The organism is Haloglomus irregulare (assembly GCF_007421925.1).
GTDB classification, from domain to species: domain Archaea; phylum Halobacteriota; class Halobacteria; order Halobacteriales; family Haloarculaceae; genus Haloglomus; species Haloglomus irregulare.
This window is the reverse complement of sequence record NZ_QMDX01000027.1, coordinates 1-17953: the sequence shown is the minus strand read 5'-3', so window position 1 is coordinate 17953 and position 17953 is coordinate 1. Positions and strand designations below refer to the sequence as shown.

The 17953-nt window shown below is 58.5% G+C and carries 17 protein-coding genes and 6 pseudogenes; 5 read left to right on the top strand and 18 right to left on the bottom strand.

Features of this window, described 5'->3' with window-relative positions; all coding sequences use genetic code 11:
• Nucleotides 1-1938, top strand: a 1938-nt coding sequence (locus tag DP107_RS18475; protein ID WP_238330951.1) for an FG-GAP repeat protein, incomplete at its 5' end; no start/stop codon positions are given.
• Nucleotides 1939-2015: 77 nt separating this feature from the next.
• Here DP107_RS18475 and DP107_RS18470 read toward each other — a convergent pair.
• Complete coding sequence (locus tag DP107_RS18470) at nt 2016-3077, bottom strand: PAS domain-containing sensor histidine kinase (RefSeq protein WP_144263566.1); 1062 nt, start codon at nt 3075-3077, stop codon at nt 2016-2018.
• A gap of 372 nt (nt 3078-3449) precedes the next feature.
• Here DP107_RS18470 and DP107_RS18465 point away from each other — a divergent pair, with 372 nt between their 5' ends.
• Nucleotides 3450-4256, top strand: coding sequence for a hypothetical protein (locus DP107_RS18465; protein ID WP_202877453.1), 807 nt, complete (start codon nt 3450-3452; stop codon nt 4254-4256).
• A 270-nt stretch (nt 4257-4526) separates the two neighbouring features.
• Here DP107_RS18465 and DP107_RS18460 read toward each other — a convergent pair whose 3' ends face one another.
• A complete protein-coding gene (locus tag DP107_RS18460) occupies nt 4527-5852 on the bottom strand; it encodes an orc1/cdc6 family replication initiation protein (RefSeq protein WP_144263565.1) in 1326 nt (441 codons plus the stop codon).
• A gap of 953 nt (nt 5853-6805) precedes the next feature.
• Between DP107_RS18460 and DP107_RS18455 the strand changes: the two genes are divergently transcribed.
• Nucleotides 6806-7204: a helix-turn-helix domain-containing protein gene (locus DP107_RS18455; RefSeq protein ID WP_144263564.1), complete on the top strand. Its 399-nt coding sequence runs from the start codon at nt 6806-6808 to the stop codon at nt 7202-7204.
• Nucleotides 7205-7290: 86 nt separating this feature from the next.
• Here the strand turns inward: DP107_RS18455 and DP107_RS18450 are convergent, their stop codons facing one another.
• Nucleotides 7291-7614: a hypothetical protein gene (locus tag DP107_RS18450; protein ID WP_144263577.1), complete on the bottom strand. Its 324-nt coding sequence runs from the start codon at nt 7612-7614 to the stop codon at nt 7291-7293.
• Between the two features lie 172 nt (nt 7615-7786).
• Nucleotides 7787-8604: pseudogene (locus tag DP107_RS18445) on the bottom strand (hypothetical protein).
• Between the two features lie 228 nt (nt 8605-8832).
• On the opposite strand from DP107_RS18445, the gene DP107_RS18435 reads away from it, so the two are divergent.
• The gene (locus tag DP107_RS18435; RefSeq protein ID WP_144263561.1) at nt 8833-9504 is read left to right on the top strand and encodes a helix-turn-helix domain-containing protein; all 672 of its coding nucleotides are present in this window, start codon (nt 8833-8835) and stop codon (nt 9502-9504) included.
• Nucleotides 9501-10196 carry a nucleotidyltransferase domain-containing protein gene (locus DP107_RS18430; RefSeq protein WP_144263560.1) on the top strand — a complete coding sequence of 232 codons (696 nt, stop codon included), beginning with the start codon at nt 9501-9503 and terminating at the stop codon, nt 10194-10196. Before DP107_RS18435 ends, DP107_RS18430 begins: the two co-directional genes overlap by 4 nt.
• Before the next feature lie 125 nt (nt 10197-10321).
• Here DP107_RS18430 and DP107_RS18425 read toward each other — a convergent pair.
• The 14 genes and pseudogenes from DP107_RS18425 to DP107_RS18370 all read right to left on the bottom strand — a co-directional run.
• Nucleotides 10322-11080, bottom strand: a pseudogene (locus DP107_RS18425) (DUF955 domain-containing protein); the annotation flags it as partial.
• Between the two features lie 412 nt (nt 11081-11492).
• Nucleotides 11493-11648 carry a hypothetical protein gene (locus DP107_RS20355; protein ID WP_185977397.1) on the bottom strand — a complete coding sequence of 52 codons (156 nt, stop codon included), beginning with the start codon at nt 11646-11648 and terminating at the stop codon, nt 11493-11495.
• Nucleotides 11648-12334, bottom strand: a complete 687-nt coding sequence (locus tag DP107_RS18420) for a DUF6166 domain-containing protein (protein WP_144263576.1) — start codon at nt 12332-12334, stop codon at nt 11648-11650. Before DP107_RS18420 ends, DP107_RS20355 begins: the two co-directional genes overlap by 1 nt.
• Before the next feature lie 297 nt (nt 12335-12631).
• A complete protein-coding gene (locus tag DP107_RS18415) occupies nt 12632-13936 on the bottom strand; it encodes an RNA-guided endonuclease InsQ/TnpB family protein (RefSeq protein ID WP_144263559.1) in 1305 nt (434 codons plus the stop codon).
• 145 nt (nt 13937-14081) lie between these two features.
• Nucleotides 14082-14381, bottom strand: a pseudogene (locus DP107_RS21585) (hypothetical protein); the annotation flags it as partial.
• 53 nt (nt 14382-14434) lie between these two features.
• On the bottom strand, nt 14435-14656 hold the full coding sequence (locus tag DP107_RS18405; RefSeq protein ID WP_144263558.1) for a hypothetical protein: 222 nt from the start codon (nt 14654-14656) through the stop codon (nt 14435-14437).
• 48 nt (nt 14657-14704) lie between these two features.
• Nucleotides 14705-14848, bottom strand: a pseudogene (locus DP107_RS21725) (DUF7389 domain-containing protein); the annotation flags it as partial.
• A 4-nt stretch (nt 14849-14852) separates the two neighbouring features.
• Nucleotides 14853-15605, bottom strand: coding sequence for an LAGLIDADG family homing endonuclease (locus DP107_RS20350; RefSeq protein ID WP_185977396.1), 753 nt, complete (start codon nt 15603-15605; stop codon nt 14853-14855).
• Between the two features lie 64 nt (nt 15606-15669).
• A pseudogene (locus DP107_RS21720) lies at nt 15670-15801 on the bottom strand (DUF7389 domain-containing protein); the annotation flags it as partial.
• A gap of 23 nt (nt 15802-15824) precedes the next feature.
• Nucleotides 15825-16226 (bottom strand): DUF6166 domain-containing protein, encoded by a 402-nt coding sequence (locus tag DP107_RS18390; RefSeq protein WP_144263555.1) that lies wholly within the window; start codon nt 16224-16226, stop codon nt 15825-15827.
• A gap of 79 nt (nt 16227-16305) precedes the next feature.
• Nucleotides 16306-16701 (bottom strand): DUF7567 family protein, encoded by a 396-nt coding sequence (locus DP107_RS18385; RefSeq protein WP_144263554.1) that lies wholly within the window; start codon nt 16699-16701, stop codon nt 16306-16308.
• A gap of 77 nt (nt 16702-16778) precedes the next feature.
• Nucleotides 16779-17144 carry a DUF7568 family protein gene (locus DP107_RS18380; protein ID WP_144263553.1) on the bottom strand — a complete coding sequence of 122 codons (366 nt, stop codon included), beginning with the start codon at nt 17142-17144 and terminating at the stop codon, nt 16779-16781.
• 30 nt (nt 17145-17174) lie between these two features.
• Nucleotides 17175-17639 carry a hypothetical protein gene (locus DP107_RS18375; protein ID WP_144263575.1) on the bottom strand — a complete coding sequence of 155 codons (465 nt, stop codon included), beginning with the start codon at nt 17637-17639 and terminating at the stop codon, nt 17175-17177.
• Between the two features lie 102 nt (nt 17640-17741).
• Nucleotides 17742-17953 (bottom strand): annotated as a pseudogene (locus DP107_RS18370) (hypothetical protein); the annotation flags it as partial.

The window sequence follows — 17953 nt, the reverse complement described above, 5'->3', positions numbered from 1 at the left end:
GTCTTCGGCTTCTCAGTAGCGGTGTCGAGTGATGGAACCACCGCCCTCATCGGGGCTCCTGGAGATGAGGGCCCGAACGGACCGAACGCAGGGTCGGTGTATGTGTTCACCGAGAGTGGAGGCACCTGGAACCAACAGCAGAAACTCACTACTTCCGACGGCGATAGTAGGGGGCTCTTTGGCGGGTCAGTGGCGGTATCGAGTGATGGGACCACCGCCCTCATCGGAGCTTTGCAGGATGAGGACCCGAGCGGAGCCCTTGCGGGCTCGGCGTATGTGTTCACCGAGAGTGAGGGCACTTGGAGCCAACAGCAGAAACTCACCGCGACCGACGGCGACCGTGAGGATCTCTACGGCGAGTCAGTGGCGGTGTCGAGTAATGGAATCACCGCCCGACGACGCCGTCAGGCCGCCCGCCCCACGCCGACTAATTCAGTGGCGGTGTCGAGTGATGGAACCACCGCCCTCATCGGGGCTTTGCGGGATGAGAATCCGAACGGAAGGCTTGCGGGCGCGGCGTATGTGTTCACCGAGAGTGGAGGCACCTGGAGCCAACAGCAGAAACTTGCCGCGACCGACGGTGACAGTGAGGATCTCTTCGGCTTCTCAGTAGCGGTGTCGAGTGATGGAACCACCGCCCTCATCGGGGCTCCTGGAGATGAGGACCCGAACGGGCCCGATGCGGGCTCGGTGTACGTGTTCACCGAAAGTGGGGGCACCTGGAGCCAACAGCAGAAACTCACCGCGACCGACGGCGACCGTGAGGATCTCTTCGGCGAGTCCGTGGCGGTATCGAGTGATGGAACCACCGCCCTCATCGGGGCTTCTGGAGATGAGGACCCGAACGGAGACAATACGGGCTCGGCGTATGTGTTCACCGAGAGTGAGGGCACCTGGAGCCAACAGCAGAAACTCGCCGCGACCGATGGCGATATTGGAGGGCTCTTTGGCGGTTCAGTGGCGGTGTCAACTGATGGGACCACCGCCCTCATCGGGGCGCAGCGAGATGTGGACCCGAACGGGCCCGGTGCGGGCTCGGTGTATGTGTTCACCGAGAGTGAGGGCACCTGGAGCCAACAGCAGAAACTCGCCGCGACCGATGGCGATATTGGAGGGCTCTTTGGCGGTTCAGTGGCGGTGTCAACTGATGGGACCACCGCCCTCATCGGGGCGCAGCGAGATGTGGACCCGAACGGGCCCGGTGCGGGCTCGGTGTATGTGTTCACCGAGAGTGAGGGCACCTGGAGCCAACAGCAGAAACTCGCCGCGACCGACGGCGACCGTAGGGATCGCTTCGGCAGGTCAGTGGCGGGATCGAGTGATGGAACCACCGCCCTCATCGGAGCTTTTGCAGATGAGGATCCGAACGGGCGCGCAGCGGGCTCGGCGTACGTGTTCACCAGCGACGACGCGGCACCTGGAGGTGGCGCGGGCCCGTCGGTGCGGGCGACGGTCCAACAGCCCGGGACGCCTGGCGGGCAAGCCCGGGTTGAATACGCGCTGGCGAACGTCAGCGGGCAGGCATCTGTCGCAGTGGCGTTTGAGCCGCTCCCCGCAGCGCTGGCGATCAATCCCGAAGCCAGCGACACCACGGGCGTCTTCGATGACTCATCGCTGGTGTTCTCCGACCCCACCAGCAGCCTCAGCCCGACGGTCGCGTTCGACATCGCGGCGGACCTCAGTCCCCCCACGACGGTCGAGATCGACACCGCCGTGCTGGATGCAACCGGGACCACGACCGACCGCGTGACGACCGTGCTTGAGATCACGGCCGATTCGGCGGACTCGCCGCTCGGTGGGACCGCCGGCGAGTACGATACCAATGGCGACGGCACGGTCACCGCCCGGGAACTGGGCGCGGCCGTCACCGACTTCGGGGCGGGAGAACTGAGCGCCCGCGAGCTCGGAGAGGTCGTCACCGCCTTCGGCCGGTCCTAACCACTGGCGGCGCCCCTGGAAAAAGAGCCACCTGTGGCTCAGTCCACAGCTGAATCACCGAGTTACTCGGCGCACCGTCAACTGGAGGGGTCAGCCTTCGGAGGCAGATAAATATACACGGAGTTACCACGTGGCCTGTTTTCGGCGAATCTGAACTCTCCGCCGAGTGCTTCGACACACCACTTCATTACGAAGAGCCCGACCCCCGACCCGTGTGTGGTGGATGTCCTCTCGGAGTACTCGTCGAGCGCGGTGAGCTCCATCTGGGGAATCGGTGGGCCCGTATCGCTGATCTTGATCTCGACTCGGCCGGTGTTCGGCGACTCGTCGATTCGGATACTGACGGTCGGCTCGGGCTGATCGTTGTGTACAATCGCGTTCTCGATCGCCTGTTCCAGCGCGTCTCGGAGTTCCTCGTCCGTCTCCACCCAGAGCACCGTCCGTTCCGTGACATCGATGGAAGCGTGTGGGTACGCTTCCCGATGCTCGTCGGCGACGGTCTCAACAACGGTAGCGACTCGCCTGAGAGTGCGCTCTGAGTCCTTCCGCGTAATCGTCTCCTCAATTTGTTTCACGGAATCGACGACCCCAGTGAGACCGTTCGCAGTCTCCCGGATGGTTTCGGCGTCCGTGATAAGGTCGCTCGCTTCTCGGTCGGGGCTTATCCTGTCCGCGTACCCTGAAATCACGTTGACATCGTTGCGGATGTTATGCCTGAGGAGGCGGTAGAACAGCCCTAGGCGTCGGTCGTTGGTTTTGTACTCGGTGATGTCTCGGATCTCTCCGAGCACGTACGACTGGTCGTCGATACTGATACTCGCCAGATACACTTCGACCCAGATGAGCTGGCCGTTCGAACACTTGACGCGCCATTCAAACTGCTGAGTGGGTCCATCTCCAGCGGCCCGTATTCGACGCTCGGCTTCTGCCTGCGAGAAGTGATACGTGTTGGCCGTGAAATCCTCAATGTTCATCTCTCGGAGTTCGTCAGTCGAGTACCCGAACATCGACTCCAAACGGTGATTATTATCAAGGATGGCACCGGTCTCGGGGTGATGGAGAATAACTCCGACACGAAGATATTCGTACACTTCTGGAAGGACGACACCCTCGGCGGGAGCCCGTTCTGGATACGCCATCTGGTTAATTGATTCTGGGTGCTCGATACGAACGTTAATATGATTGGTCTATATTCGTATATTTGATAATTGAGTGCGTAACGACTCTGTCTTCACATCCGTCATCTAAGTAGTATCAAACGCTCCTGATAGAATCCACATCCAGTATTCCGCGCTCTGTATCGATCGACTCAGTATAGATTCTGAACCCTCTTCGATAGGACCAACTCGCGCCCTATATGGAGCAGTGCATCCGGAACCTATCATTGCTTGAGAACTCCCTCGTCTCGTAATCGGGTTACAGGACAACCCGATTAGAATGGCGGCGAACCCATGCTGAAACGGGGGGTCTACCCCGAATTATGGGCACACTCTACTCGCTTTATCTAATATATGCGTCCACTGCTCGGAGTCGACGAGTATCTTGCTCTAGCGGCCGCCACCAACCGAATCGACGCGTACACGACGATGCTCATCGAGGAGGACCGTATCAACGAGGCGATCGAGTATGGCCAGCAGAACCTGCACGCGCCCAACAACGCACTCACGCTGGCCAGAGCACTCCGAGAACACGACCGACCACAGGCAGCACTGGAGATAAGCCAGCACGGATTGTCCCTGGACGGCAACGGGAAGGCAGATCTGGCCGAGTGGCTCCGCGACAGAGCCGCCAACTTGGACGAACCAGAGGTGGCACTAGAGGCGGCCGTCACCGCGTTCGAAGCCGCACCCACACTCGCGGCCTACCAGGCGACAGAAGAACTCGCTGGTGAAGACTGGCCGACTGTTCGCGAGGAGATACTGAGATCGCTTGCGAACCGAGACACGACCAAGCGAAATGCGCAACGACATGTCGAGATATTCCTGTACGCGGAGCGATACGACGAGGCCATCGCCATCGCGGATCGTTTTTTGGACGACATGGTGGTCGAACCGGTCGCCGATGCCGTCTTCGAGGAGCACCCAGAGTGGACGATCGACGCCTGCAAAGCACAGGCCGAACCGATCATCGAGGAAGGGGAATCACAGCAGTATCGACACGCCGTAGACTGGCCAGCGACAACCGGAAATGCGGCCGACGCTGCGGGCGAGCTCAACGAGTGGCGGGCCTACGTACAGGATTTCCGGGATGAACACTCTGAAAAGTACAAACTCCGACCGATGTTGGAAAAGTTACTTGAGGAGTTTGCCGACCGATAGCACAACGACGATCATGACTGACACAGCAACCACAGATCGATTTGTCATCGAAGTCAGCCAAGTGGGCACTGTCGACCAGTTCGAAGAGCCCAGTATCACAACAACTGCAGAATATCGGTGACACGAACTCTTGGACACTCGCCTCTATCGATTTGTTGTGTGAGCGACCACCACGATCTGCAGACCCACCCCTATCGACTTGTTCTTGTCAGCGACGGCGCTGAGTCATCGATAACACCCTCACCCCTATCGACTTGTTCGAGGAACAGCCTACTTCTTTAGCTGTGCGTTCACAACAGTGCGGAGTTCGTCATCGTGGACGTCGTCAAGTCGCGAATCCTCTCGAAGCGTCTCGATGATGGTCTCCGAGTTCTCACCAAACGCGAACTCAAGGTAGCTGCCCGAGTGTGGCCCCTGACTCTTCCGCTCTGTCTCGACCAACGAATACGTCGTGAGTTCTTTCATTTTGTTCACGTACGTCTCCTGATGATACTGATCTGAATCTAGGGTACCCGTCAAGTACTGATACACCCGGTATCCAATCGGGCTCTTTGCTGCACCAGTTCCGGCCTCACGGGCCACAACTGCAGTCGCGAACAGACAGAGCTTCTTCTGCGTACTAATCCCACGTGTCACTTCCAACACGCGGTTCTTCTCAACCTTATTTTGAGCCTCTCGAACGTGCTCCTCACGGACTTCGTCCGCACCTGTTTTTTCTGCAATCGACCCCGCTGTTCGCATCAGATCGATCGCCTTCCGTGCATCCCCATTGGTTTGGGCGGCGAATGCTGCTGCAAGCGGAATGACGTCGTCGCTGAGTACATCCTCATAAAAAGCGTCTTCCCGAGCCCGGAGGATCTCCCGGAGTTGGTTGGCATCATAGTCACTGAAATGAACGTCCTCGGGAGTGAACGAACTGAGAGCACGACTTCCCACACTCTCCATCATCTTCGTGTCGTTAGTGATGGCAGTCACGGAGACCTGGGCAGTGATCTCGTCGGTGCTTCCAGCACGAGAGAGCTGATAGAGAAGGCGGGAGAAGGCTGGCTCGTCCTTATCGCGACGACCGATGAGCATGTCGAGTTCATCAAGGATGAACACGACTGTGTCGTAATGGTCATTGATCAGACGGTAGAGTTCACGCCATTTTTTTTTGTTTGGAACCCCATGTTCCGGAACGTCGACAGTCGTTCCGATGTCGTTCGCCACTTTTCGCGCAAGTTCGTAGACACCTGCACCGAGAGTCCCCACGTTCTGGCAGTTCATCTGGATGACGCCGAACCGGATGTCACGACTTTCGCAGAGTTCGACGATGTTCTGGCAGACGGCGTTGATGATGAGCGATTTCCCGGTCCCGGAGGGGCCATAGAGGAGAAGGTTCGGTGGCCGCTCGTTACTAATCGCGACGCGGAGGTGCTGAGTGATATCGGTGAGTTGGGTGTCACGACCGACGATACGTTCTTCGTCGACGATCTCGTTCGGTTCAAGCAGTGACCGGGACTTGATGAGACTCGCGGCTTCTTCCTGCTCGAGAATGAGATCTTTGATAGAACCCGTGGACTCGGAGGCTTCCTCGGGACCAGGATCCGTGGGCATACCAGAACCCACTCTATCAGCATACTAAAAGATTCCCCTGTCGATTTCTTTTCTACCAGTATAACGTTCATAACCAGGATATCGGAGGGTTGCACCGTTGTCCTCTGCGACCTCCGACGATTTGTTAGGACCCCTTCGTCTCGACTGATCCAGGAGAACTCCCGAACACCCTCTCACCCCTATCGATTTGTTCTAACCACATAGGAGGGTAGGATGAGAGAATTCCCGAACGGGCTAACGCTCCATCTACGTCACGATTAGCATGGGATCAAGGGCTGATTTCATCTTCTCTTTCTCTTCTTTCTAGTTCTAGCTACTAGCTAATTAAGTAGAACGCACCTCTATCGACTTGTTCTAACCACACTCAATCCCTCTATTTCTCTCCTAATAGAATACTTAAACATCGATTGAGGAATCGGAATCCTGCTCTACACCCACCCCTATCGATTTGTCCAATATCTTTCCCGTCTGCTGAATACAGTTGGAATCGAGATCATAAAGACCGAGTCTGTCGGAGGACCTCATCCTGATTGGCTATATTCACGTAGGTTCCTCGTGATCGACTCTCCCACCAACCCTTTGTGGTCAGAACAAATCGATAGGGGTGGGTGTGTGGTCCTGTCGACTCGGATACAACAGACACAGTCGATTACGTGTAGAGTCGACTCTCCACTCAATTTCGGCAGTTCCCCTCCTTGGCTCAACATTGGTCTTCCGTGGATAGCTTCTCGCTGAACAAATCGATAGAGGTGACCCTCCGCATGCAGGTGGTTTTGGTGAACAAGTCGATAGGGGTGCGTCTTCTTAATTTCTCAATCGAGTTCGGGGATCTCAATATCTGTTCTCCTGTATTAACGATGCTACCGACACAGACAGTCGGGTCGATCAATTCGGCTGAAACCGATGTGCATTTGAGAGAAACGCTTCTCCACGCATCGCTCGAATTTTGTGGTATGAGTACCTCCGACAACACGCCAGGTGACCTGGAGTCCGTTCGGGAGCGGCTCAACGTCATCATCCAGGAGACGCGATTCGCGCTCCTCCAGGATATCATCGGGCATCCGTCGGAACTACCGACGTTGAGAGAACTCGACTCCGTCAACCCGGGGAAGAGTCAAACGATGATTCCCCAGCACCTCCAGCAACTCGTCGACGCTGGCATCGTCGAAGAAGTGCTCCTGTCCGAGAGTCGCCGCCAGAACGACCTGCCGTACAAGTTCTGCGGGATCAACGAGAGCAGTCGGCAGTTCTTCGAGGAACACAAGATCCTCCGGGCACAAGACACGCTTCACAAGATCTACGACCGGGTGGAGAAACCCGACAACATCAACAGATACGAGACCGCTCCGTGACCCGAGCGCTAACAGCGTCCGTCTTTCACTTCGCAGACGGGGTGTCTCTCCGACCAACTGGCCCTCCGACTGAGGTACTAGTTCGTTTATTCGTCCAGATTCACTGGTGATTTGTACTTTGATTTAATGCGATCCCCTTCCCGCCACCGCCAGTAGTGGTAGCGGTTATCGTTGATCTCCTTGATGGTGATCGTCGCCTTCGTTGGGACATCATCCGGGAGATCATCGGGGCGCTCGTTGATTTTGTCTTCATTCTTCGCTTCGGCAAGGCGGGCCTCACGCTCGCGATGCTCAGCGAGGTCCTCGGCATAGTGAGCCACGTCTCGGAGCAAATCGGGTGAGTAGTCGTTGAGTGTGTCGATGACGTCGGTGGGGAGGTCCGCTGGGGGCGTCGGTGGCTCGTAGGACATGGCCCGATCTATGTTAACCAACACAGGCGCAAACTGCATAGTTTTGTTGGTTAAGCCGCTACCAACAGCTCTCACCGGTTCTCCAGCAACTTTGACACTACTCGAAACTCTGTATCAGGGAGTTTCGTCTGATGTTACAGTACCCTCGGGAACTTTCGAACGCTGGGCGATTCTACGAGTTCGAGAGGAGACGCTCATCAGGTCGTGGGACCCGCCCCTGCTTGATCTCATGTTCGACACGCCGGAGGTGTTTACAGCCACCCTCGGGCGTACGCTTCTGCCAGTCTGGACACGTACACGACTCGCTGATCATGTCGACTTCGTACCAGTTTCCGGACGCCGATCGGACCTCGTACCGGCCACCCTTTTCGAGCAATGAGACGGCCATTGGTTCGTCGATGGCACGGCTGGTTCGCGGCTCGAGGTGGTCGTGCTGGGTCGAGTGCTCCGTGACGACCATCCGATCGCGTACGTCGCCGGTGCGGCCGCCGTCTGGAGCAACCGCAGCCTCGGGGCCCTGGAGCCGATTCGCAAGCAAGGCCTCGACCGGATGCCCCGCCGGCCACAGATAGTGGACTTCCCGCCGCTCGCGATGGTCGTAGGAGCCACAGGCGGCAGCTCTCCCAGTCCAGACACGCCACGCCCTGAGTGCTGTGATCACGTTGACGATGACTCGCGGAACAGCCTCGTGCTTGTCGGGGTAGAATACCCGGAAGCGAGTACATGCCTTCTGCGGCGGAACTGTCTCCCACCACTCGACGTCGTCGTCCCAGCTCTCGCACATCGCCTTATCCTCCCCGTATCCGACGGTCAGGCCGTCGATTTGCGGTATTCCACCGATGTCTCGTCAGCCTCGTCTTCGAGCAGCCGAAGGACGGCGCACCGGAGATACTCGTGATTCGGATTGTCTGAGGATTGGGCGACCTGCTCGTGGTGCTCTGCGACTCGCTCTGCCTCGTCGAGGACGGTCGGTAGATATTGGTCAGTCATGCGTCGGTGGAGATGGAAGTCCGCCTCCGCCCCTCGGCGGGCGCTGAAAAACTTAACCAACAAATACCGATCAGTCATATCCTCTGTTGGTTAATTCCTCTCTGCTCGAATGCCGAGCCGGATCGGACTACCGGAGCGAAGAATAGTATATCTGTATAGACATAACTCTATCGGGAATATGAGGGACAAGACTAACACAGTTAGATGCGATACCGATAACTAGCGATGATGGAGTACGTCGACGAGACCGCGGCGAAGATCATGGTTGCGGCCCAGCCGGGCGACTCGATCCGTCGAATCGCCCAGAAGATCGACGGCTCCTACTCGTGGGTCTACGACTGGATCGAGCGGTTGGAGGACGCAGGCTTCATCCGGCGTGAGGACGGCGTCTACATCGAGAATTACGCTGTCAGGGATCGCTACTACGATCTCGTCGCGGCCATCTCTCGCGCTGCTCCCCCCTCGATCGACGATGGCTACGTCATTCCGCACTTCGCCGGGATGCCCTTTGCGTACACGAAAATCGACGCCGTCTACGTCTGGACCCACGGCGGCTATCAGATCGCCCGCGGCCACGACGACTATCCGATCTTCATCCAGGTCGCCGACCGGGATGTCGACCAGTGGACGGCGTTCTTTGATGAGTTCGGGATTCCAAGCCGGATTGAAGAGCGGCCGGATGCGAGCGACTACGATGCGACAGTCTCGTACGTGTTGTTCCCGACGAGTGGGGAGATCACTCGTGAGTGGGTTGACGGCAATCCGGTTATTCCGTTGGATGAGGCAATCGAGCACATGTTGGAGTACCGGGTGAACTACGAGCCGGCGTTGGAGATGATCGCCGACGAGTACGACCGCGATATCGACGCGTCCCACGAGGATCCGCGTCTCAATACATGAGCCTCGGTGAACGCGAAGACGAACTACTGGATACGCTGGAGACAGTCATTGACGCTGACCTGCCGTACGTGCTCGTCGGTGGGTGGGCGATCGCGGCGTTCAATCAACGCTTCACCACGGACGTCGACGTCGTCATTCCGGCCCAAGCGGTCGACGACTACACGGACCTTCTCACCGACCGCGGCTACGAGAAAACGGCCGATGTCGAGCGAAACGAACTCTACGAGGGCCGGACTATCCGGTTTACGAAAGATATCGGGAATCCGGTTCAGTTCGACGCGATGGTGGACGCGCTGGGCTGTCGCCAGACGGAAGCTGAATGGTCGTATCGCTATCTGGCCCAGCACTCTGTCACCGAGGAACTGCGAACCGGGCGCCCGGTAACAGCCAGGATTCCGGAACGGGAGTTGCTGTTCGCGGTGAAAGTCCACAGTGGCCGCAAGGCAGACTCTCGGGATCTAGTGGTGCTGGCTGCTGGCGCGGATTTCGACCGGATCGCGACTCATCTGCATCGCGGGGAGTCCGAGAAGCTCGCCGGTCGCATCGAGACTGTCCTCGACCGCCTCACGTCGGAGGATTTCGCGGATGCATTCAAAGGAGTCTTCGAACAGCAAACGGTTCCCGAACAGGATATCGATGCCGTCGTTGAGTTCCTTCGTGACCAGCAGCGCCGAATCGATTCTGAACGATAACATCGACTGTCGATGGGTATGTCTCGGGACCGATCGAAACACACGGGGTCGGGATGCCGAACGAATTAACCAACAATGTCGACAGAGTACCCTCCGGCGTTGGTTAACAGCCGGGAAGGGGGTGTTCAGCCCTCTACAACTGTGTCGATGATCTCCTGAGCGGTCGAACTGATCCGGCCGAGACGCTCCTGAATGCTCTCCGCATCGTCGTCCTGCCACGCGGCAAGATAGAACGCTGACCCGCTCGTATCCAGGTTGAAATACCGCCCGACGATGTACGCAACGGCTTCCGCTTCGACCTCGCGTTTTGCGCGCTCGGGCTCGTCGTCGCCATCGAAATGAAGCAGCGCGTGGGCGTACTCGTGAACCAATGTCACCGCGAGATCGGCCTGATTTGAGCGGGCTTTCGCTTCGACGACGGGCTGGCCCTCGTGGAGAGTCCGGTGTTTGCAGACGCCTTTCGCGTCGCCATGCTCCCACTCGGCAGCGTCGACGACACGGACGTCGATATCGAGAGTAGTTGCCGCATGGAGGAGCGCTGGCACCAGGTCGTCGGCGTCACCAGCTGCCTCGGTTTCCAGCTCGGGTAGCGGTTCGCCCTCGGTTTGAGACACATCGAAGACTGCCGTTGGTTTGAATCCAACCAGTCCTTTCGACCACTCCTCGGGCGATGTCTCGTCATAGTCACAGTCGCTTTGCTCGTGGTAGCTCGGTGAGTTCTCGCACTCGGGGCACTGCTTCGTAATAATGGGTGCCCAGATCCAGATCGCCTGTTCGCCCTCTTGGACGTGCCGGTCGAACTCCGATCTCCACGTATTGTAGCCCGCCACGCGGGTCGCCTCGGGACACTGGAGTTTGATCAGGAGGGTGTTACGATGAGAGTGACCTCCTCCCCGTGGTAAACGACGGGGCTTCCCACAAGCCGAAGCCCGCTGGGGGTGGGAATTTACGTTTGCACACCGACGGGGGTGCTGGCAGGGCCACGCCGCCGTTACTCCTATCCTGCGGTGGGGTCGAGGTTCTGCCCCGCTGATTCGGAGTTATCTTGGTTGTTTTACGTCGGTTACCACCCAATACGGCCATTGAACACCTAAATCTACCGTGCGGCGATTCACGCCCGCCCTGAAGCGCGGGATTCTCTCGCCTAATGAAGATAGAGCGGATCGCCGCGCCCGGAAATCACCCGCAGACCGATGGACGGGGAAATTGGGGTGAGGAGTCGCTCTTCCAGCGTGAGCGAGCGGGACTTACCAGATGATGTCTCGGTCTCGAAGTCGTCAAGCGTCGCTTCGCCAGTCATGATTCGCCGGGATTCGTCTCGTCGGTGTCTTCCCCGCCTGTTCGCTCATGCCGGTCGTTGTATCGCCCAAGTTCTCGACCGATACGCTCCAGCGCCGTGACGGCGCGTTCGATGAGCTGATACGTGGCCCGCGAGAGTCGGATGTTCTCCATCAGATGTCCTCCTCTGGCTCGACGAGATCGTTACTCTCAGCGACGAGTGCCTGCACGGCTGAAGCAGGATCGTTCTCGACCGGAAGTGTTCGCTGGTCAAGCGGGGCGGGATACGCCCGGTCCTCCTGCGCACAAAGTATGATCAACCACTCTTCGCTCCCTTCGGCGAGGACGACGTAGTGGTCGATATCCCGACGTTGGAAGACTGTCCGATCTGTCCGGCTCACCGCACTCCAGTTCGCCGGCAGTGACGATGACGGCGTCCCACCATCTGGCGTGAGTGCTCGGTACTCTTCGAATTCAGCGAGTGCCGCCTCGATATCCTCCCCGGTGAGGTGCCAGCAGTCGGCCGGCCCATCACACACCAACTGACTGACCACATCGTCGCGGAACTGGATATAGTGTTTCTCGGCGACGGTTTCGTCGTCGGTGTAATCGAAGAGGAGCGCACAGGCGAGCTGTGCCGGTCCGCTTCCCGTATAGCCCCAGTCGAATCCCGCCGGGCTATGCCGCACGAGACCGAGACTTCGATTAGGGGAGAGGCGTTCGTGTGTGGTAAGGTTCAGTACTACCGGTGTTCCGTCGACACGCATCCCGACGTACTCAACGCGGTCTGTACTCGCCTGACATCGCTCACTCACATCCTGTACGACTGCTCGTGGGTCGGTAGTCGAATTCATCTCCATCGGTTGCATGCGGGCGTTCGGATTCCCCGCACCCCTGCTGGGGGTCGAAAAACCACCACCGACTATTTGGCCCTCAGCGTCGCTTCAAAATTAGAACTCAGACTATTATAGTTCAGACTACAATATTTCGACGGATAACTAATCAATAGGGGCAGTCTATTCCTCGAAGAGACAGCCAGCGGCTGCATCGTCGCCAGCGAGGGTTTGCTGATCCTCGTCCGTTTGACCTCCTCCTCCGCGTGAACGCGGAGGAATCCCACCACGGGATTTCAGGCCGAGTGTCGCGGCCTGTTAGTTTCAAGACGCATACGTTCCACGCGTCGTCTGCTGGGTTTCAGCATCGGCGTGGCTGTCTTGTGGCCCGGCCAAAGAGGCCCCATCCGTAGCCGAGTCATCGTCACCGGCCTTCTGCCGGGAAGTCCGGTCGCTTCGGCGGTGACTCTCTCCACTACGGTAGCGGTCTGCAATGTTTATCGCCCCGTTCACATCGGCTTGATACTCACCGACCCAACAGCCGTCGTTCGAGCATCTGAACGTCGCCTGTCGTGGCCGGTAGCCGTGTTCACCGCAAGCGTGGCACGCCTTCGACGTGTTCCGGGGATTCACCGTCTCGACGGGAATCCCCTTCTCGGCGGCTTTGTAGCGAATCTGTGCGTGAAGCTTCGCAAAGCCCCACCCGTGCAACCGCCGGTTCATGTACTCGCCGTAGGCCATGTTCTCGCGGATGTACGTCAGGTCTTCCAGCACCAGCACCGGGTTCTCGACGGACTCGGCGTACTCCACGACCTCGCGGGTCACACGGTGGAACACATCGTCGATCCGGTCCCACAGCGCGTCACCGTAGGACTCTGCGATTCGCTCACTGCCACGCTGCTGAAGGCGTCTCGTGGCGGTGAAGTAGGTTTTGCGGAGCCGACGAACGGCCTTGCCGTCGTCGGCCCACAGGTGGGGGCGAACCGGAGAACCAGAGCCGTCGCGGTGACACACCGTGACGAGACTCGCTTCTCCAATGTCCACGCCTATCGGCGTCCTGTTGAGCCCAGTGAGACAGGGCTCGCCAGACTCGTCTGGCGGCGCCCGCTCGTCGGCGGACACCTCAGATTGGTCCTCCACGTCGCGGGTGGCGGTGACGTGGAGATACCATGTCCCGTCACGCTCGAACAGCCGACTTTCACCCATTTCGGCGTCGTCTGCGTACACCGCTTCGAGCCACTCCCGCTGGTCGGGATTGGCGCGTGCTGGAATCCAGAGGTGGTAGTCCTCGTGGTGCGGGATTTTGACGTACCACTCGATAGCGTTCTGTGGCTGGTGGTCAAGTTGCAGTCCCTCGTTGGTGAACCGCACCGGGTGGTCGTCGTGAAGCTCGTCGGCGTCGTAGTTGTTGTGCAGTTGTGGGACGTACTTCTTGAGGGCGTTTTTCGCGTAGCCGCTCAGGTCGTACTCGACAACCACGTCGTTGGCGGCTGACTGTGTGTCACAGCCAGCGGCGAACGCCGCCTGAAGCGCCTGCTGGTAGGCGGTCCGCGTCTCACGCAGCTTCTGTCGCTTGTGGACGTTCGGGTCCACTAGCTTCAGTTCGAGCGTTTTCGTGACCTCGCCCATCGTCGACGTAGTTCATCCCTCGGCTGTGAAAGACATATAATTCAGCCATCCAGAGTGGAAGTGAAACGGTGGGAAATCCAGCCCTGCAATAGAACGGTGGACTGTCACACTCTGCTGTCTGCTCGACCCCCGCCTGTTCGCTCCTCTGTTCCGACAGAGCGTCGGAACACTCGTCACTCCCGGGAAGGCGGGGGTATGCGCTCGTCTCTCTATCAGCGAAGAGTGTTGACTGATCTCCCTCGGATGTTTGCTCAACTTCGGGTCGATCGTCGACGCCGAACTCACACGCCTCGGGCTGATCAAGACGTGAATCCCGGTCACGATGATCCACGTCAGCACCGAAGTCCTCAAGCGAGGTCTCGATGCTTGTTTCGGTTACTTCGAGTTGGCCATCGTCACCGAATGCGGTCTGTCGTTGAATCTCGATCTCTGGTCGATCGCTCATCTGGATTGAGCCTCCACCCACCGAAGCTCCGACAGACACCTCCGGGCGTTGGGTCAATCGTCTTGTGCGCGGAGTTCGCTGGCCCGCTGTTCAAGCCGGCGGAGGACTTGGACCCGTTGCTGATTCGCGTTCTCGTAGGCGACGCAGGCTCGCAGCGTCTCCATATTGTTGATCGTCACGATACCAGCGTTGATGAGTCGCGTATCCTGGGGTTCGAGCCGTTGTTCTGGTGAAAGCTCGCTTACGTCAGTTGATTGACCGTCAGGATTGCTCACTGATGATCGCCTCCGCTACTGCTGAGGCGACAAAAACAGCCCCCGCCGTTACCCGTCTTCTTCCTCGGGTTGGATTTGACGAGCGTCCTCCGCGAGATCGTGGATGTACTCCCGAAGGGTTTCCATGTCCTCGCGAGCGTCTTGGAGGGTCTTGCCTTTCGCTTCCGCGATTACCTCGTCCTGTTCTCGGGTGTCGTTATATCCAGTCCAGGAGAGGGTCCCGCTTGCGAGCGAGCGCTGGTTCGGTATCGTACCCGCCTGGGTACATCCACAGGGCCATCTGCTCAAAGTCGCCGCCCCACCAGCCGATACGGTGGGTTTCGTTGCCCTCGTGAATGGTTCCCTCAACAGGGGTGTGTTGCTGGAGACGTTCGAGGCGGTCTCGATTCTGAACAATAACAAGTGAGCGGTTCGGATTGTTTTTGGCATGTCCATCACCGTCGAACAGTCCACGGGTGAAGTGAGGCCACGCCCAGTCCTCCAATGGAGGGAGATAGCCCCTACTCGACTTCGCCGGGGTCGTGCCAAGGTCGTTGAGCGACCTGACGAGGCTCTCGTTCCGAATACAAATCCGTGGCGTATCGTCGTGATGATAGATATGGTGTTCCGCTTCCAGATCGTCCAGTAACGTCTGTAGATGGTCTCTATCGATAGAGGTGAGGTTAAATCGTCCGTCTCTGTCGAGATGCCCATCGGCCCAGAATAGTCCGACCCAGTACGCCTTTCGAGGCGTGTCAATGTCGCAAAAGTACGATTCATTAATGTCGTAGCTGAAAGGCTCGGTTTCCAATCCGATGTCTTCTTTCGCCGCGTTCCATCCGTCGAAGCGGCGTTTGATGGTTGAGGCATTCGGTGATAGGTCAAGTGAACGGTACTCACGGAGAGTCGGAGGGTGGCCAAGACGCTCTGTGGCGAGTCGGAGCGCGTCCCGGCACTCGTCTTTACTCATAGGGTCTGGTCCGGGTTTAGCCATATATCTTGATCCCACGTTCCAGTAATAAAAAATGGAGTATCGTCTCGCGTTTGAGCTTCACGGTGAGGGAGACGCCGACGTCACTACGTTCGACGTATTCCGTTCGTGTCGCCTGTTCACTGGTTTCGGCCGATTCGCCATCCGCACGAGATGGTTGGGTATGTTCTGACATGGGTTACTTTCGGTGATTGGTATTCAGATGGACGGTGCAACCGGCTCTCTGGATGGTTCGTGAAGGATTGCGTCGATCTCGGGTCCGGTGAGTCGCCAGCTTCCAGCAGACCCAGCGCAGTTTAGCTGGCTCACGACCTCGGTTTTGAACTCCTGGTAGTGGTTGAGGGCGAACGCCTCGTCTCCCGTGTAGTCGAGGAGGAGTGCGAGCGCGAGTTGCGCCGGACCACTACCACCATATCCCCACTCGAATCCCGAGGGACTGTGGTTCACCAGCGCGAGACTCCGCTCTGGCGTGAGCCGTTCTTGCTCGGGACGTTTCTCGACGATAGCCTGCCCACTCTGCCGATACCCGACGTAGGCGATGTCGCAGTCGCTCGCTGGGTGTGTCTGTTCAATCGAGTGTGTGTCGCTAGGTCTACTCATCGGTCTGTTCGGGAGCTACTCGTTCGAGCACCCCCGCACCCCTCAGGGGGCGAAAAACAGCCACAGGAACTGCTTTCTCCTACGCGAGATGGGAGATATCGGCTGGTTCGTCGACATCGTCGAACTCGCCTTGTTCGACCGGCTGCCAGTCATCGCCGGGTGCTGGACTCCACCAGTCGATCTTGTAGGCACCCGGTGCGCCGAGGATCTTCACCCGTGCCGACCCATCGGGTAGATCGCGACGGAGCTTTTCGTCGACGTGGAGGTTCCACGTTGAGTGGGTGTCGAAGCAGGCGAGCACGGCCTCCTCGTAGCCGCGTGTCTCTCGGGATTCTTGGAGTTCGACCTGTGTGTTGCAGTTCTTGCAGAACACACCTTCGAACGGAATGTGACTGAATATCTCGTGCCCGCAGACGGGACACCAGAGGAACTCGAACAGTGCTTCGCTGTGGCGGTCGATGACTTCCAGACTCATCTGTGAATCTGGCCCGCTTGAGACGGGCCACCCATTCCGGCCCAAAATAAACGTCACCGCAGATACGCTCCTATCAATCAGCGCTCGGCGTCGTACACGATTCGCGAGGATGTTTCGTACCCACAGTTCCGACACTCGACCCAGCGCTGAACCTTCGCACCGTCAGCCGTTTTCCCACCGATTGCTATATCGCTGTTCGGACACTCGGGACAACTCAGTTCGGGCGCTGGCCGGTCACGGAGCTCGTCACGGAACGATTTCGCGTCCTTCGTCTCGTACCCCCGCGACCACACCGGGTAGCCGTCGACGAGGATTGCGCCACGCCACTTGTAGCGGTACGAATCCGGTGCTCGGTGTAAGACCGCCCGAGCGCCGGTCTCGGTATTCCGGTATGCGAGTGTGGGTGTGCGACTCTCGCGCTTCCAATTTGTGATCCGGGACATCTGTTAGAAGTGGACGTCGGCGGGCACGATCTAGAGCTCCTCGCTCTCCTCCAGCACTCGATCCAGCTGCTCGCGATGACGGATCCCGTTCGCATATTCGTTGTACAGGAAGATCGTTGGCCCGTCGTAGGCGCCAACCTGGTGGAAGGCGTGCCGAGCGAGATCTTCGTCGCGCATAATCTCCTCATCGGAAAGTTCGTCAAGTGCTTCCCTCACCCGTTCGAGATTCCGCTCGAACTCCTCTTTCGTCGCCTCCCAGCCACGCTCAAGCAGGTCTTGGCCGGCATCGGAGTCGATGGGGGCTGCAGTCGGCAACTCACCCCATCGCGCCTTCCCCGCAACGGACGTGTCTTCCTCATCGAACGTCACGTGGTAGTCGAAGACTGCGCCAGCGTGTGGGTCCGCGCCGACCAGGCGGTCGAACACCGTCTTTCCGGTGGATAGTGCTTCGTCTTCTGTCGATGCTTCTACCAGGCTGTAAATGACCATGTGCATCTCGAACACCTCGAAGCGCCGACGCACCGGGAGTCGTTGCTCGCTCCTGCTGCGCCGGCACCCATCGCCGGCGCTCGAAAAACCTGATCTAGCGGTCGATTCTTAGGACTCGTTCGCTCGGTCGACTGTGATGGTTAGATCGCCCGACGCGTAGTCGGCCTCGAAGTCGACGGTGAACGCATCCGAGTCGTACGCGGCGTGGTAGGCACGGTGTCGTTCGAGTGACCCCGTCGTCTTGAAGTGGAAGAACGCAGCTGAGGTGTAGGGCTTGCTCTGGGTTTCGACCTGCGTCTCGACAGAGGCCGGGAGCGCGA